At 36.3% G+C, this 16,919-nt stretch carries 11 protein-coding genes; all 11 read left to right on the top strand.

All coding sequences use genetic code 11. From position 1 onward, the window contains the following. Positions 1–25: 25 nt before the first annotated feature. A complete protein-coding gene (locus tag P0Y62_14705) occupies positions 26–1,261 on the top strand; it encodes an MFS transporter (GenBank protein WEK69087.1) in 1,236 nt (411 codons plus the stop codon). A 151-nt stretch (positions 1,262–1,412) separates the two neighbouring features. Next, a complete protein-coding gene (locus tag P0Y62_14700) occupies positions 1,413–3,497 on the top strand; it encodes a T9SS type B sorting domain-containing protein (protein WEK69086.1) in 2,085 nt (694 codons plus the stop codon). A 156-nt stretch (positions 3,498–3,653) separates the two neighbouring features. After that, positions 3,654–5,243: a replicative DNA helicase gene (dnaB, locus tag P0Y62_14695; protein ID WEK69085.1), complete on the top strand. Its 1,590-nt coding sequence runs from the start codon at positions 3,654–3,656 to the stop codon at positions 5,241–5,243. Between the two features lie 19 nt (positions 5,244–5,262). After that, positions 5,263–5,739 (top strand): ribonuclease HI, encoded by a 477-nt coding sequence (rnhA, locus tag P0Y62_14690; protein ID WEK69084.1) that lies wholly within the window; start codon positions 5,263–5,265, stop codon positions 5,737–5,739. A 160-nt stretch (positions 5,740–5,899) separates the two neighbouring features. Further along, positions 5,900–8,152 (top strand): gliding motility-associated C-terminal domain-containing protein, encoded by a 2,253-nt coding sequence (locus P0Y62_14685; GenBank protein ID WEK69083.1) that lies wholly within the window; start codon positions 5,900–5,902, stop codon positions 8,150–8,152. Positions 8,153–8,246: 94 nt separating this feature from the next. Next, complete coding sequence (locus tag P0Y62_14680; GenBank protein WEK69082.1) at positions 8,247–10,238, top strand: T9SS type B sorting domain-containing protein; 1,992 nt, start codon at positions 8,247–8,249, stop codon at positions 10,236–10,238. A 103-nt stretch (positions 10,239–10,341) separates the two neighbouring features. Then, positions 10,342–10,968 carry an NAD(P)H-dependent oxidoreductase gene (locus tag P0Y62_14675; protein WEK69081.1) on the top strand — a complete coding sequence of 209 codons (627 nt, stop codon included), beginning with the start codon at positions 10,342–10,344 and terminating at the stop codon, positions 10,966–10,968. A gap of 31 nt (positions 10,969–10,999) precedes the next feature. After that, on the top strand, positions 11,000–12,571 hold the full coding sequence (nadB, locus tag P0Y62_14670) for an L-aspartate oxidase (GenBank protein WEK69080.1): 1,572 nt from the start codon (positions 11,000–11,002) through the stop codon (positions 12,569–12,571). Between the two features lie 20 nt (positions 12,572–12,591). Beyond that, positions 12,592–13,152, top strand: a complete 561-nt coding sequence (locus P0Y62_14665) for a hypothetical protein (GenBank protein ID WEK69079.1) — start codon at positions 12,592–12,594, stop codon at positions 13,150–13,152. A gap of 83 nt (positions 13,153–13,235) precedes the next feature. After that, a complete protein-coding gene (nadC, locus tag P0Y62_14660) occupies positions 13,236–14,096 on the top strand; it encodes a carboxylating nicotinate-nucleotide diphosphorylase (protein ID WEK69078.1) in 861 nt (286 codons plus the stop codon). Between the two features lie 210 nt (positions 14,097–14,306). Beyond that, the gene (locus P0Y62_14655; GenBank protein WEK69077.1) at positions 14,307–16,850 is read left to right on the top strand and encodes a TonB-dependent receptor plug domain-containing protein; all 2,544 of its coding nucleotides are present in this window, start codon (positions 14,307–14,309) and stop codon (positions 16,848–16,850) included. Positions 16,851–16,919 lie beyond the last annotated feature (69 nt).

Below are 16,919 nucleotides of genomic sequence, written 5' to 3'. Positions count from 1 at the left end.
TAAATATTTAGGCCTATTTTTGTGCATGATTTCTTTCACTCCCCTAAAAACTTTACAAAATATTGAATTCAGAAATCTTCTTACCGGAAGGTTTTTTATTGTTTTAGCATTCAGAATGCTTGCCACTTTATTAGGTTGGTGGGTCTATCAGCTTACAAAAGATCCTTTTTCTATCGGACTTATTGGTCTTTCCGAAGTAATTCCTGCTGTAAGCTGCGCCCTGTATGCAGGACATGTGATCGATATGAATGAAAAGAAAAGACTTCTCCTGATCTGTAATTATGCTTATGTTTTCTTAATTGGACTTTTATTAATTCCGGCTTTTCTCAATGTAAGAATGCATTTCACGGGTCATGAAATCACTTATTTTATTTATTCTGTTATTTTTTTTACGGGAATCGCAAGAGCGTTCATCGGGCCAATTGTCCCTTCTATGATTCCTAAGATTGTGCAAAAGGAAAACCTTCCGCACGCCATCACCTTAAACCAGGCTACTTTTTTGATCTCTTCAGTATGCGGACATGCGTGCGGAGGTTTTTTAATTGGTTTTTTCGGGGTAAGATGGACCTTATTAGTGATTATTGGGCTTATCATTCTAGCTTCTTTATTTTTCTGGCAGCTTAAAAAACAACATTCTGAATACAAAAAAGAATCTGTAAATGTTGTAGAAAGTATGAGGGAAGGAATTTCTTATATTTTTAAAACTAAAGAAATTCTGGGTGCTTTATGCCTCGATATGTTTGCTGTTCTTTTTGGCGGTGCTGTTGCTATGATTCCTGTATTTGCTACTGACATCCTTAAAGTTGGTGCCGAAGGATTTGGACTTTTAAACGCTGCTTCCGACATAGGATCCATGTGTATTATCACCATTTTATCTATTGTTCCCCTAAGAAAGAACCAAGGCAAAATTTTACTGGCAGTTGTTGCGGGATTTGGTTTATGCATTATAGGATTTGGTTTATCGAAGCTTTACTGGCTGTCTTTCCTGTTTCTTGTCGCAAGTGGAATGCTTGATGGGATCTCTGTCGTAATCAGAGGAACTATTGTACAGCTGAAGACACCTGATCATATTCGCGGAAGAGTTCTTAGTGTTAATTCTATCTTCATCATGTCCAGTAACGAAATGGGACAGTTTGAAAGTGGTCTTACGGCAAAGCTTCTTGGTGTTGTAAGGTCTGTAGTTTTTGGAGGCAGCATGACTATTCTGATTGCCTTACTCGTAGGAAGCACAAATCCAAAACTGAGAAAGATGCAATATTAATAACATATGGATTCTTATTTAGTTAGCCTTCATTTAAAGCATTTTAAAATTTCATATTTTAAGTATTTTTAACTAAAACACTTCTTATCTGACAAAATATTTTTACATTTGTCATTACTTTTTTAATTTTACTATCAAAAAAATTTTTAAAATGAAAAAACTACTACTCTTTTCCATTTTATTCCTTTATCAAATATATTACTCACAGTCAGATTGTGTTTCATCTATACCTGTTTGCGGAAATTCGGATATCTCATATACTCCTTCCGGATCTGGAAATACACAGGATATTCCCAATCCGGCTCCTGCAGACCTTTGTCTGAAAGGAGGTGAGCACTTTTCGGTTTGGTATTCATTTACTATAGCAACTTCAGGAACATTAACCTTCACGATTAATCCGAATGTATTTACGGATGATTATGATTTTGCTGTTTATGGTCCAAACGTACCATGTAGCGCAATATACACTACAGCTCCTATCCGATGTAATTATTCAGGAGCCGACGGACCAACAGGTTTAGTCACTACATTAACAGGAGCCGCAACGAGTGGGGCTTTTAGTGCTTATATGGATGTAGTTGCTGGTCAGACTTACTATTTACTTGTTGACAACTTTTTAAGTACTGCTAACGGATTCTCTTTAACTTGGGGAGGAACCGCTACATTAACTTCAGCTTTCAACAACCCAGCATTGACTCCACATCCTTTTATAACTCCAGGTGTGCCTAATGCCACTGATCCAACTGCCCCCAACGAAATCCTAAAATGCGTTTTACCTACCATGTTTGATTTCAGCACGTTAACAGCCGGAATCTTAAACGGAAACACTAATTTCACTGTTACGTACCATAATAATCCTAATGATGCAATAACCGGGCAAAATCCAATCACAACCCCTATTATGGTAGATGCGGTAACCGTTTATTATTACAGATTAAAATATACCGACCCAACAAACCCTACCAATCCTATCAACGGATGTTTCCAAACAGGAAAATTCAAGTTCCGACAAGGGAATATTACAGGAAGCAATGCAACTATTTATGCTTGTAACAACAATAATGTAGGCACAGGATCATTCAACTTAACTACAGCACCTGTTTATTCAGGTACTGCTACAAAAAAATACTATCCGACGCTGAATGACCTTAATGCTGGAACCAATGAAATCACCAATCCTACCAATTATGTTTCTGCACAGAAAAAAGTGTATGTAAAAATAATTACTAGTGATGGATGTAGTGCTAATGCAGAAATCACATTAACCTTTTACCCTCTTGTTGTAGTAAATGATGCTACCATTGAATCATGTTTTATAGATACCAATATCACAACCGCATCTTTTGATCTTACATCAGCAAATGTATCAACACTTACAAATCCGCAGAAAAAATTCTATACAACATTAGCTAATGCTGTAAGTGGAACCAATGAAATTACCACACCAACCAATTATATTTCTACTAGTGGCGTTGCTTATGTGAGAGTATATAGCGCAGATCAGTGTTATTCAATTGCTAAACTTACACTTGTTGTTTTACCTCCTGTAAAGTCAGCTGTTTTAAAAGATAAAACAATTTGTATGGAAAACAGAACCACTCTAGACGCTGGTCCTGGATTTACAAGCTATGAATGGAGCACAGGAGCTACTACCCAAACTATACAAGGTGTTGCTGTAGGAGCTTACTGGGTAAAATTACAAACTGGAAAATGTTTTACTCTTCAAAAAGTAAACGTGTATCCTTCTGATCAGCCTGTAATTACCAACATTGACATTAAAAACAATACAATTACTGTAACAGCCAACGGAGGAACTGCTCCATATAAATACTCATTAGATGGTATCAACTGGCAGGATTCTAATGTATTTACAGGACTTCCAAGAGGGGAAAATAAGATTTACGTAAAAGATTCTTTCAATTGTACTCCTGTCGAAGTTCAGGTAACTGTTCCAAATCTTATTAATGCCATCACACCAAACGGAGACAACGTAAATGATTACATTGATTACAGTGCTTTAGCATATAAGAAAAATCTAGTATTCATTGTTTACGACAGATATGGAAACAAACTATACGAAGCTGGAAAAATCAGAGATTACAAATGGGACGGAACGGCTTCTGGAAAGAAAATTCTTACAGGAACATATTGGTATTCTATCTCCTGGAATGAAAATGACAAAAACAATACGCAAACCAACTACAGTGGATGGGTATTGGTAAAAAACAGAGAATAAATTAAATTTAAATATCTAAAAAAATCACTTCTATCAGGAGTGATTTTTTTATGCACCAAAAAAAAGCCTTTCAGTACTAACATTTTAAACTTATCAACACTAAAATCTTAATTACTATTTTTTAATTGCTTTTCAAAAAAACTATCTTTGCATATTATGGCGCAGAAAGAAACATTATCATCTCTTACTCACGGAAACTTTGCGAAAGAGCTGTCAATTGCAGATGGAAAAATGCCTCCTAATGCAGTAGATTTTGAAAGATTGGTTATAGGTACTTTTTTAATTGATAAAAAAGGACTCGACCATTCAATTGACCTACTTACACCAGAAGTATTTTATGACCCGAGACATCAGGTAATTTTTTCTACCATTTTAAAACTTTATGAAGGCAACCATCCGGTTGACTTAATGACCATTATCCAGGATCTCAAAAAAGAAGAAAAACTGAATCAGGCAGGAGGAGATCATTATATTATCGATCTTACGATGGGAGTAAGCTCTTCCGCCCATATTGAATATCACGTTCGTGTTATTCTCGAAAAATATATTTTAAGAAGTCTAATCAATGTATCCGCAAACGTTATTGATTCTTCATATAAAGAATCAACAGATGTTTTTGAACTTCTGGACAAAGCGGAACAATCCTTTTTTGAAATCACAAACGGAACCATCAAAAAAGGGTTTGATACGGCAAACACATTGGTGAAACAGGCCATCGATACCATAAAATCACTAAAGGATAAAGAAGGTATCTCCGGTGTTCCTTCCGGATTCCGAGATATAGATAAAGAAACCGGAGGTTGGCAAAATTCTGACCTTATTATTATTGCCGCACGTCCCGCGATGGGAAAAACAGCCTTCCTTCTTTCAATGGCAAGGAATATTGCAGTAGGACATAAAATTCCTATGGCACTTTTTTCTCTCGAGATGGCATCCGTACAGCTGATCACCAGAATGATTGCTTCTGAAACAAGGATTTCTTCAGAAAAACTAAGAAAAGGAACACTAGACGACGAAGAATGGCAAAGACTGTTCTCTAACGTATCCGAGCTCGAAAATGCCCCTCTATACATAGACGAAACTCCTTCTCTTTCCATCTTTGACTTCCGTGCAAAATGCCGAAGACTGGTAATGCAGCACGGAGTTAGATTAATCATGGTCGACTACCTTCAGCTGATGACTGCGGGAGGTGGTGGAAAAGGAACCGGAAACCGTGAACAGGAAATCTCCATGATTTCACGTTCATTAAAAGCGATTGCCAAAGAATTGAACGTTCCCGTAATTGCACTTTCCCAGCTTTCGCGAAGTGTGGAAACACGTCCGGGAAAAAGACCTCAGCTTTCAGATTTGAGGGAATCCGGAGCAATTGAGCAGGATGCGGATATTGTATCTTTCATCTTCAGACCGGAATATTATAAAATTACGGTTTGGGATAATGATGAAGAAGGACAGGAAACCTCAACAGAGAATCAGGCAGAACTTATCATTGCAAAGCATAGAAACGGTGCAACTGCAGATGTGAGACTGTCTTTCCTGAAGCACTTTGCAAAATTCGGAGATATTGAAGCTGCCTTTGATGGCGGAACCGGAGGATATCCTTCTGGTTTTGGACAAAACGAACCAAGTGGCTTTGATAAAATCAAAACAACAATTCAGCCAGGTGCAGCGTTTGATTTACCAAATAATTCTCAGGTTTCAGGATCTTCGATGAATGATTTTGATGACGATGATGATTTTCCTTTTTAAAAGATTTAGATTATAAGATTTGAGAATCGAAATATATACCGACGGAGCTTGCAGTGGAAATCCCGGAAAAGGAGGATATGGAATCCTTATGCGTGTTCCGGAAAAAAAATATCAGAAAACATTTTCCAAGGGTTTTAGAAAAACAACCAATAACAGAATGGAACTTTTAGCTGTTATTACCGCTCTTGAAAAATTAAAATCTCCCGAAAATGACATCCATATTTACACCGACAGCAAATATGTAGCCGATGCAGTGAACCAAAACTGGATATCGGGATGGATAAAAAGAGGTTGGAAAAACGTAAAAAATCCGGATCTGTGGAAGAGATTCGTTGAACTTTACAACCTCCATCAACCTAAGATGCATTGGGTAAAAGGCCATGCAGGTCATTTTGAAAACGAACTGTGTGATAAGCTCGCTGTTGCCGCTGCCAATTCAAACTCCCTTGAAATCGACACTTATTTTGAAAATCTCGAAAACAACAGTCTTTTTTAATTTTTATTTAAAACGATTACAAATAAAATAAGTCTATTTTTCTCCCTCATTTTTATGATTTATTGATAAATAAATAGCATTTAAGAGAAGATTAACAGAAAATATACATTATATCAACAAGATTTAATATATTTACACGTTTAACTAAATCTCCTCTTAAATGAATAAAATTCTATTATCTTATTTAACGATAATCTTATTTTGTATTTCCGGGAACCTCCTCTCCCAGACTTATCAGCTGACAGGAAACCCGGTAAATACAACTGGTTGGACAATGGTCTCCCCTACCGTTGTAAATACAGATTTTGTACAGCTGACTCCCGACACCAACAATCAATCAGGCTCTATCCGACTCAATGATCCTATCAATTTAAAATACTGTGACAAATGGAGGGTAGAATTTGACTTTAGAATGGACTCAAACCAAACTTATAACGGAGATGGTATTGCTTTTTGGTATTTAGCAAACCCACCTGTTGCAAGTGTATTGGGATCAGGACTCGGAGTTTCTCAAAATGCAGTGGGTTTCATAGTGGGTTTTGACACGTTTAACAATTCTACAGGAAGTTCGGGCATGAGCAAGGTGCATGTCGCCTATGGACTGGTACAAAACACAACCGATACCAATAATGTAGAATTTTTTAATACTCCCGGAAGTTCTTTTCATTCACCAGATCTTAATGCAACTCAACCGTTTCAAGGGACAACGTATAAACATGTGGAAGTTAGCAGCCAGGTAGATCCTTCGAATCCCGCTAACTGGATTGTGAAGATAATGCTTGATGGGGTAGTGATCTGTAATCAATCTTTTGCTCCTTCGGGCGCAGCTGCAGCGATGACCGTAGGATATTTTGGATTTTCTGCATCTACAGGAGGCGCAAGATCCCGACATTCTATTAAAAATGTAAAAGTTTACATGGATAAAGTTGCACTGAATAACACCACAGTTACAGATACATTCTGTCCAAACCCTAGTACTGGTTTCGCAACTGTAAATTTAACATCGTACAATAGCCAGTTTGTAACTACACCTAGTAATTATACATTTACTTATATTGCAAACGGAAGTACGGTTACCAACCCAACCAACTTTCAGTTTAATGCCAATACAACCGTAAACGTAATTGTAAAAGATAATTCTGCAATCTTATGTGATAATCCTGATGGAAAAATACAACTTACTCTATCTCCATTTACAGCCAATAACGTCACCATAAGTGAGTGTAACAACAACAATGCAGCTACAGCTACATTCAACCTGAATAACGCACCCGTAACCACTGTACCCGGTGTTGTAAAAAAATATTACAGAACATTAGCAGACTTAACTGCGGGTATTAATGAAATCACGACCCCAAACGCCTATGTTTCTGCACCGGGCAAAGTATATGTAAAAGTTACTACTCCACAGGGTTGTACAGGAAATGCTGAAATTACATTAAGCTTCCTTCCTTTACCCGTTTCTACTGATGCATCAATACAGTCTTGCTTCATTGAGGATAATCCTACCGCAGCTTTATTTAATCTAGACACCGCCAACGTATCAACAGAAGCAGGAATAACAAAAAAATATTATATAACTTCAACTGATGCTTTAGCTGATACCAATGCAATTCCAAATCCAACCAACTACATCTCTTCAAATGGAGAAGTCTATGTAAGGATTAAAGGCACTAATTCTTGCTATATTATTAAAAAAATAAAATTAAATGTCATTGCTCCTGTTACATCTTCCGTATTGAAAGACAAAACAATATGCATTGACGATAAAACAACATTGGACGCAGGTCCCGGATTTGCAACTTATGAATGGAGCACAGGAGAAACGACCCAGTCTATTCATAATGTGCCTGTAGGAATCTACTGGGTAAAACTGAAAACCGGAAATTGCATTACAAAACAAGTTGTAAGAGTAATTGCTGCTGCAGATCCTGTAATTACAAGTTTAGATATTAAGAACAATACCATTACAGTAAATGTGAACGGAGGTACCGCTCCTTATCAATATTCTTTGGATGGTATCAAATGGCAGGATTCTAATATATTTACAGGGCTTCCAAGAGGAGAAAATAAAATTTTCGTAAAAGATTTTTACAATTGTGAACCTATCCAGATCCAAGTAACGGTTCCTAATTTAATCAATGCCATTACTCCAAATGGAGATAACATTAATGATTTCATCGATTACAGCGCTTTAGCATACAAGAAAAATTTAAGTTTTGTGGTATATGACAGATATGGCAATAAAAAGTTTGAAGCAGATAAAACAAGAAACTACAAATGGGATGGAACTTCAGGTGGTAAAAAGATAACCACAGGAACTTACTGGTACACCATATCTTGGAATGAAAATGATAAAAACAATACCCAAACAAAGTACAGCGGATGGGTATTGGTGAAAAATAGAGAATAATGAATTAGGATTTTTGGGGGCGCTTATATGCAAGCGCCTCCCTTTATTCTCAAAACAATTTAAAATTTCCCCCAACAATATATCGTATTTACAAATGAAAAAAATTCTACTTTTAGGCTACTTAGTCTCTCTTTTAATAATTTCATCAAAAGCATCTGCACAAACGTATCAACTCGCAGGAAATCCTGTAAATACAACGGGTTGGACCATGGTCTCCCCAACTACGGTAAATACAGATTTCATTCAGCTTACTCCCGATCTTAATGACCAATCAGGCTCTATAAGGCTGAATGATCCTATCAACTTAAAATACTGTGATAAATGGAGAGTAGAGTTTGATTTCAGAATGGATTCACCTCAAAGTTATAACGGCGATGGTATTGCATTTTGGTATCTTGCCAATCCACCAGTTGCAAGTATACTAGGATCTGGGCTCGGAGTTTCTCAAAATGCAGTAGGTTTCATTGTTGGTTTTGACACCTATAACAATACAACCACAGCTCAAATGAGCAAGGTACACGTAGCATACGGACAGGTTGCCAACACAACAGACAGCAACAATGTTGAATACTTCAATACACCCGGAAGCTCATTTCACTCCCCGGATCTGAATGCTACCCAAAATTTCAGAGGAAGCACTTACAAACATGTGGAGGTAACAGGCCAGGTAGATCCAGCCGCTCCCGCCAACTGGATTGTAAAAATAACGCTTGACGGGACAGTTATCTGTAACCAGTCTTTTGCTCCGGCAGGTACCGCAGCTGCAATGACGGTTGGATATTTTGGATTTTCAGCTTCTACAGGAGGAGCGAGAGAAAGACACTCTATTAAGAACGTAAAAGTATATGTGGATAAAATTCCATTATTGGCCACTACAATAACAAAATTTATCTGTCCGGATTCTACAGGAACTTCTACTGTTGATTTGACACAGTTTAATTCACAGTTCTCATCCACTCCGGCCAACTATAATTTCACCTATTATGTTACGGGAAGCGGAACTCCTATTGCCAATCCTACTCATTTTCAATATAGTGCTAGTACAAATATTTCTGTAGTTATTAAAGATCCTACATCAGTATTGTGTGACAATAATGACGCGAAAATAACCTTAAACGTTGCACCTACCGTAAGTGTGACCGATGCTACACTAAGATCCTGTTTCCTTCCGGAAAACACAGCAACAGGACTTTTCAACCTTACAACAGCCCCAATAACCACTATATCAGGAGCCACTAAAAAATATTACCCTTCATTAACCGACGCACAGAATGGAACAAATGAAATCCTAAATCCTGACCAATATATCGCTCCGAATGGCGTAGTATATGTAACAGTAACCAACAACTATGAATGTTCTGCACTTGCAAAAATCACTCTGGAAGTATTCCCTCCTACTTACTCAACAGTTTTGAAGGACAAGATTATTTGTTTTGAAGATAAGACAACATTAGATGCTGGTCCTAACTTTGACGGATACAAATGGAGCACCGGAGCGACAACACAATCCATATCAGATGTTACAGTAGGCACCTATTGGGTACAGCTAAAAACAGGACAATGCTGGACTACACAAACTGTAAAAGTATATCCTTCTGAACAACCTGTAGTTTCGAGTATCGATATCGCAACCAATACAGTTACAGTATATGTAACTGGAGGAACCGCTCCTTACAAATACTCTATGGATAACATCAGCTGGCAAGACTCTAATGTTTTTAAAAATGTACCAAGGGGAGATAATACAGTATATGTAAAAGATGCCTATGATTGCGAACCCATAGTAATAGGCGTTGTTGTTCCGAATTTAATTAACGTAATCACACCAAACGGAGACGGAGTAAATGATGTTATTGATTATTCCGCACTGGCAAATAAGCAAAACTTGGTATTTAGTGTATTTGACAGATATGGAACAAAAATTCATCAGGGAGACAAATCCAACAACTACAAATGGGACGGAACAACTGTCGGAAGAAAAGTTCCTACAGGAAGCTACTGGTATTCTGTAACATGGAATGAGAATGATAAAAAGAGTACTCCTTTCAAATATTCCGGATGGATATTGGTTAAAAACAGAGAGTAACAAACATTACCTATAAAATTTATAAGGATTATTTCATTGGAAGTAATCCTTATTTTTTGTTATTAAAATCCTTTTTCTCGGCTTCAATTATTAAATTTGTAAGATGAATTATTTAGAGGCTTTAAGCAGAAGATATTCTGTGAAAAAATTTAACTCCGAAATTATCCCTCAAGAAACATTACACAACATTCTTGAATCAGGAAAATTATCGGCAAGCTCTCTGGGTCTTCAGCCTTACGAAATCCTTGTCGTGGAAAGTAAGGAAATGAAGCAAAAATTAATTCCGGCATTTTATAATCCATCTCAGATTTCCACCTGCTCTCACTTAATTGTTATTATTTCAAAAAAAATAGTGGATGACAGTTATATCAACGGATATTTCCGGCACATCTCCAAAGTAAGAGAAACACCGATGGACAAACTGGATCTTTTTAAAAACAGTATCAACCAGCATATTAATCAAAAAACACAGGATGAAATTTTCAATTGGGCAGAAAAACAGTCTTATATCGTACTGGCAAACTTAATGTACGCGGCTGCAATCGAAAATATAGACACCTGCCCTATGGAAGGTTTTCGTCAGGAACTCATCGAAGAAATTTTAGAGGTAAATCCTGAAACCGAAAAAGTAACCGTCACCCTCGCTTTAGGTTACCGTTCGGAAGAAGACCATTTCCAGCACATGAAAAAAGTAAGAAAACCAAACGAAAAATTGTTTAAATTTATTTAATTATTTAGACGATTAGTCTTAAACTAAGGATATGATAAAAGCGGATGTATTAGTAATCGGTTCCGGAATTTCGGGACTTTCTTATGCCATAAAGGTTTCTGAACAGTTTCCTGACACCAAAATAATCATCGTAACAAAATCTGACGAAGATGAAAGCAATACCAAATATGCACAAGGAGGTCTTGCTGTAGTTACAGACTTTCAAAAAGACAACTTCGAAAAACATATCGAAGACACCATGCGAGCCGGAGATGGTGAAAATAAACGTGACGTGGTAGAAATGGTAGTGACTGAAGCCCCAAAAAGATTTAATGAAATTGTAGAATGGGGAGCTAACTTCGATATGAAAAACGGAAAGTTTGCTTTAGGAAGAGAGGGAGGACACACCGAAAATCGAATTGTACATCATAAAGACATCACTGGTTTTGAGATTGAAAGAGCTCTTCTGGAAACTGCCAATAAGAGTGAAAACATAGAAATCCTTGATCATCATTACGTAATTGATATTATCACTCAGCACCACGTTCCCGGAAAAGAACTGAACGAAGGTGACATTCATTGCTATGGAGCCTACATCTTAGATGAGAAGTCTAAAAAAATCAAAAAAATCACTTCAAAAATAACATTAGTTGCCACAGGAGGAGCCGGTCATGTTTATAAAAACACAACCAATCCTACCATTGCAACAGGAGACGGAATCGCTTTTGTAGCAAGAGCTAAAGGAAAAGTTTCCAATATGCAGTACTACCAGTTTCACCCTACTGCCTTATACAGCAAGATAGACGGAATGTTGTTTCTAATTTCCGAAGCCGTACGTGGAGACGGAGCAAAACTGAGAACCAAAAGAGGTGAAAAATTCATGCATAAATATGATGAGCGTGAAGAACTGGCTTCGAGAGACATTGTTGCCAGAGCTATTGATGCTGAAATGAAAATCACCGGAGACGAATATGTAGGACTGGACTGCAAGGAAATGGATCATGAAAAATTCCTGGAACATTTCCCAAATATTTATAAAAAATGTAAAGATGAAGGAATTGATCCCTTTACCCAACTCATTCCTGTGGTTCCGGCTTGCCATTACTTAATGGGAGGAATTGAGATAGACAGGGACGGGCAGTCTTCCATCAGAAATCTTTTTGCTGTCGGAGAATGTACTAATTCCGGACTTCACGGAGCCAACAGATTAGCTTCAAACTCTTTACTGGAAGGATTAGTTTTTGGTCACAGTGCTGCTATGAAAACCGTTGAATTATTACATGAAAACAATTTTAACTTCGATGATTTAAAAGCTGTTCCGGAATGGAATGAAGAAGGCATGAAGATCATGGATGAAATGGTCATTATTTCATATTTAAGAAAACAGCTTCAGGAAATGATGAGTGACCTGGTCGGTATTGTAAGAAGCAATCGCCGTCTGAATATGGCTCTGCAAAAACATCAGGAAATTGCAGCTGCAGTAGATGAAATTTACCACTACTCTATCCTTTCACCGCAATTATCAGAACTGAGAAATTTAACCACTGTTGCCCATCTTATCATTACACAGTCTATGGAAATGAAAGAAAATAAGGGAGCCTTTTATAATAAAGATTTGGCTTAAAGAATTGTAAAGCGGAAGTCATGGAAATATTCAGTCTTAGGATTTTGACAATTGTTAAGATCTTATACATTTTAAGAATATCATTGATTATAGTTATTTCTTCAATCATTTTGTTTCTTTTTTTCGGTTTTGAAAACAGAAATCATTGGGGAGAAATTTGGGGCGGAGTAATTATTTTTGCAGCTATATTTTTTGAGAAAGATCTGTTTAATTATTTCAAAAAAACTATTATTTTAAAAGCAAAACATCCACTTCCTTTAAATTTATTATGCAATATGATTCAGCTAGGAAAGCCCTACTATTTCGGAAAAAATAAATTTGATCTGGATGAAATCATTAATGACAATAAGCTGCCCTTAACTTTTTATTATATTACCAATCACCAATATGCAATCCTGGAATTTGAAAAAGACAAATTCTTTTTCCACGGTCAGGCATATTATTTTGAAGATTTCAATTGGAAATATACTTTTTATCAGCCCGACCCAAAAAGAGATGACGGAAAAGCTGTAATAGAATTTACTGCAACTAATCAAGAGAATATCCGTATAAAAAATAGAATTCGAAAAAATAAAAGCTGAAGAAAATGAAGTAATTTTACTTTTTATAATTCATGATCTACTATTCGGAACAAAAGCATCATATTATTACTAAAATAGACCCTATGAAAAGACCAGCATACGTTACAGATAAAGTTTTAAAACAATTCATCAAAAACGCTTTAGAAGAAGACATTCAGGATGGTGATCACTCCACCCTTTCAACCATTCCAAAAGATCTGCAACAAAGTGCAAAGCTTTTGGTAAAGCAAGACTGTATTTTGGCTGGTGTGGAATTGGCTGAAATTATTTTTAAAACGTTTGACAAAAACTTAAAAGTTGAAACTTTTGTAAAAGATGGTGATGCTGTGAAAGTAGGTGAAGTAGCTTTTATTGTAACAGGAAGTGCCCAATCTATTCTCTCTACGGAAAGACTCGTTCTGAACTGTATGCAAAGAATGAGTGGAATTGCCACCCTGACTCATGATTGGGATTCCCGATTAGTAGGAACTAAAACTAAGCTTTTAGATACAAGAAAAACGACTCCCAACTTCAGGGTCTGTGAGAAATGGGCCGTTGCTATTGGGGGTGGTACCAATCATAGATATGGTCTTTACGACATGATCATGCTAAAAGATAACCATATTGATTATAATGGCAGTATTACGAATGCTGTAAAAATGGCCAAAGATTATATCAAAAAAAATAAAAAGAAGCTGAAAATAGAAGTTGAAACCAGAAACCTTGCGGAAGTTCAGGAAGCCATCAATGCAAAAGTTGACAGAATCATGCTTGACAATATGGATATTGCAACGATGAAACAGGCAGTACAGCTTATTAATGGCTCTTGCGAGTCTGAAGCTTCAGGCGGAATCACCCGTGACCAACTGAAAGAAATTGCTTCTACAGGGGTAACCTATATTTCTGCCGGTGCCCTTACTCACTCTGCTCACAATATGGATCTGAGTCTCAAAGCCGTGAAATAGCTTTGAATTTTTAACAAAAATCAAGTCAGTTTATTACCAATTAAACAATATGATTTTTTTCATACTATGCGTAGCATAAAATACAAACATCTGAAAATCAGATAAATAACAATTATTAAGATTGAGTAAAAATTAATAGTTAGTTAATAATAGTTAAAAAAAAAATACCGATTTTTGCATAAAATTTAAATCTAACTATTACTAACGATTATGAAATTAATCAACAAATCGATGCTAACTGCGATAATTACATTATCTACAGCTAGTGTCTATTACGCTCAAAAAACTAAAGACACAGTTGACACAAGGTCTAAGGACATTGAACAAGTTGTACTAACTGGTGTGGCTGACATTGCAAAAGACAGAAAAACACCGGTAGCAGTTTCGACAATCAAAGAAGCACAAATTGTTGAAAAATTAGGAAATCAGGAATTTCCGGAAATTTTAAATACAACTCCATCTGTGTATGCAACAAAAGCTGGAGGAGGTTTTGGAGACTCTAAACTTAATATTAGAGGTTTTAGCCAAAATAACATTGCCGTAATGGTAAATGGTATGCCTGTAAACGACATGGAAAATGGAGCTGTTTATTGGTCTAACTGGGCCGGACTTTCTGATGTAACATCTGCTATGCAAGTACAAAGAGGTCTTGGTTCTTCCAAATTAGCTATTGCATCTGTAGGGGGTACAGTAAATATTTTAACAAGAGCAGCTGATAAAAAACAAGGTGGAATTGTTTCTTTTGGATTAGGAAATAATGATTATGTGAAATCATTATTTGCATACAATACAGGAAAATCTGCAAAAGGATGGTCTTCTTCATTCTTAATGAGTAGAACAGCAGGATCTATGTATGCTGATGGAACAAAGTTTGAAGGTTATAACTATTATTTTGCCTTAGGATATAACAAACCTGGTAGCAAACATGATTTTCAATTTACAATTACTGGAGCTCCTCAATGGCATAACCAAAGATCTTTTGCTTCAACAATTGATAATTACATCCTTTATAATCAGGACCACGACGGAACACCAGATAGAAAATATAACTCAGACTGGGGATATTTGAATGGTAGAGAATATTCTGCAAGAGTAAATTATTATCATAAACCAGTAATGTCTCTAAACTGGGATTGGAACATTAGTGAGAAATCAAAACTTAATACCGTTGTTTACGCTTCTTTTGGTAGAGGGGGTGGTACTAACACTACCGGTAGTGCAAATGGAAAAAGTTTAAGTACTTTCAGAGATCCGAATACAGGACTTTATAACTTTGATGCAATTTATGCTGCGAATCAAGCATCAGATCCAACTAAAGGAATTTTGATTAGAAACGCATCTGTAAACTCGCATAACTGGTTTGGTGTAATCTCATCTTTTAACCATAAATTCAATGAAAACTTTAAATTGAGTGCGGGTGTTGATGCAAGATACTATAAAGGTTATCACTATACAGTAGTAAGTGACTTATTAGGAGGTTCAGGTTATCTTGATAAAAGCAATAAAAATATTGGTAATAATATCGTAACGGCAACTGAAAGTACAAATCCAAACTGGAATCCATTCGGAGGAAAAGTAACAGATATTAATAATAGAATTACTTTCAGTAATGATTCTAACGTACTTTGGTATGGTGCTTTCGGACAATTAGAATATACAAAAAATGATTTCTCTGCATTTGTACAGGGATCAGTTTCAAACCAAGGCTTCCAAAGAATTGATAATTTTATCATTGATAATGTTACCAAATCTAAGAACGGCACTATCATGCCAACAACAACTGACTATAAAAACCTACTTGGTTATAATGTTAAGGCAGGAGCAAACTATAATATCAATGAACATCATAATGTATTTGGTAATATTGGTTATTATGAGAAACAACCTTTCTTTAATTCAATCTACAGAAGTAATGAAAATATAGTTTCTCCAGATGCTAAAAACGAAAAGATATTTGGTGCAGAACTAGGATATGGGTTTAGATCTTCAAAGTTCAATGCCAACGTAAACATCTACAGAACCACTTGGGACGACAGATATTTAAGAAAAACAGGATTATCTTACACCAGTCCAACGAATGTAAGAACTACTTATTATGCAGAAATTAATGGTATGAACGAAGTTCACCAAGGTATTGAAATCGATGCGAACCTAGTTCTTAACAGATTCTTGTCTGCTTATGGTATGTTCTCAGTAGGAGACTGGCATTACAAAGGAACAGCAACAGCTTCAACGTTCACTGATGCAGATAATGCACCATACACTATACCAGGAAATGCTTCTAATGAGTTAACGCTTAACTTAGATAATGTAAAAGTGGGTGAATCTGCTCAAATGACTGCCGCTTTAGGTCTTACGGTAAGTCCAGTAAAAGATCTTAAAATTGATGCAAACTGGAGATATGCTAATAACTTATACTCATCTTTAGATGTATATACTTATAGCCAAGCCGGAGCTAAAGGAGCACTAGAACTTCCTGCTTACCACTTATTCGACTTAGGAATTTCTTACAAAATAAAATTAAACAATCCTTCGCAATTCTTTACAATCAGAGGAAATGTTTATAATTTGTTTGATACTACTTATATTGCAGAATCTTTAACAGCTATTCACGCTGATGATAAAACTGGAACTGCAGCTACAGCTCCAACTTATGAGCAAGCGGGCAAATTATATAAAGGTGTTGCTACAGGTAACCAAGTTTTCTTCGGATTCGGAAGAACATGGGCTGCAACATTATCATTCAATTTCTAATAATCTAAGAAACATTAGATTTTATAAATATCAATCCCGGCTTATCGCTGGGATTTTTGTTATATTTGT

Origin of the sequence: Candidatus Chryseobacterium colombiense, assembly GCA_029203185.1 — a bacterium.
Lineage (GTDB): Bacteria > Bacteroidota > Bacteroidia > Flavobacteriales > Weeksellaceae > Chryseobacterium > Chryseobacterium colombiense.
Note: the sequence above shows the minus strand (reverse complement) of the source record. Positions and strands in the feature narration are given on the sequence as shown.

Bases quoted from the DNA above. Each gene is read 5' to 3' on its own strand.
- P0Y62_14680 (WEK69082.1), top strand. From the start codon at position 8,247: ATGAAAAAAATTCTACTTTTAGGCTACTTAGTCTCTCTTTTAATAATT.
- P0Y62_14675 (WEK69081.1), top strand. From the start codon at position 10,342: ATGAATTATTTAGAGGCTTTAAGCAGAAGATATTCTGTGAAAAAATTT.
- P0Y62_14665 (WEK69079.1), top strand. From the start codon at position 12,592: ATGGAAATATTCAGTCTTAGGATTTTGACAATTGTTAAGATCTTATAC.
- P0Y62_14655 (WEK69077.1), top strand. From the start codon at position 14,307: ATGAAATTAATCAACAAATCGATGCTAACTGCGATAATTACATTATCT.
- P0Y62_14700 (WEK69086.1), top strand. From the start codon at position 1,413: ATGAAAAAACTACTACTCTTTTCCATTTTATTCCTTTATCAAATATAT.
- nadC (WEK69078.1), top strand. From the start codon at position 13,236: ATGAAAAGACCAGCATACGTTACAGATAAAGTTTTAAAACAATTCATC.
- nadB (WEK69080.1), top strand. From the start codon at position 11,000: ATGATAAAAGCGGATGTATTAGTAATCGGTTCCGGAATTTCGGGACTT.
- P0Y62_14685 (WEK69083.1), top strand. From the start codon at position 5,900: ATGAATAAAATTCTATTATCTTATTTAACGATAATCTTATTTTGTATT.
- dnaB (WEK69085.1), top strand. From the start codon at position 3,654: ATGGCGCAGAAAGAAACATTATCATCTCTTACTCACGGAAACTTTGCG.
- P0Y62_14705 (WEK69087.1), top strand. From the start codon at position 26: ATGATTTCTTTCACTCCCCTAAAAACTTTACAAAATATTGAATTCAGA.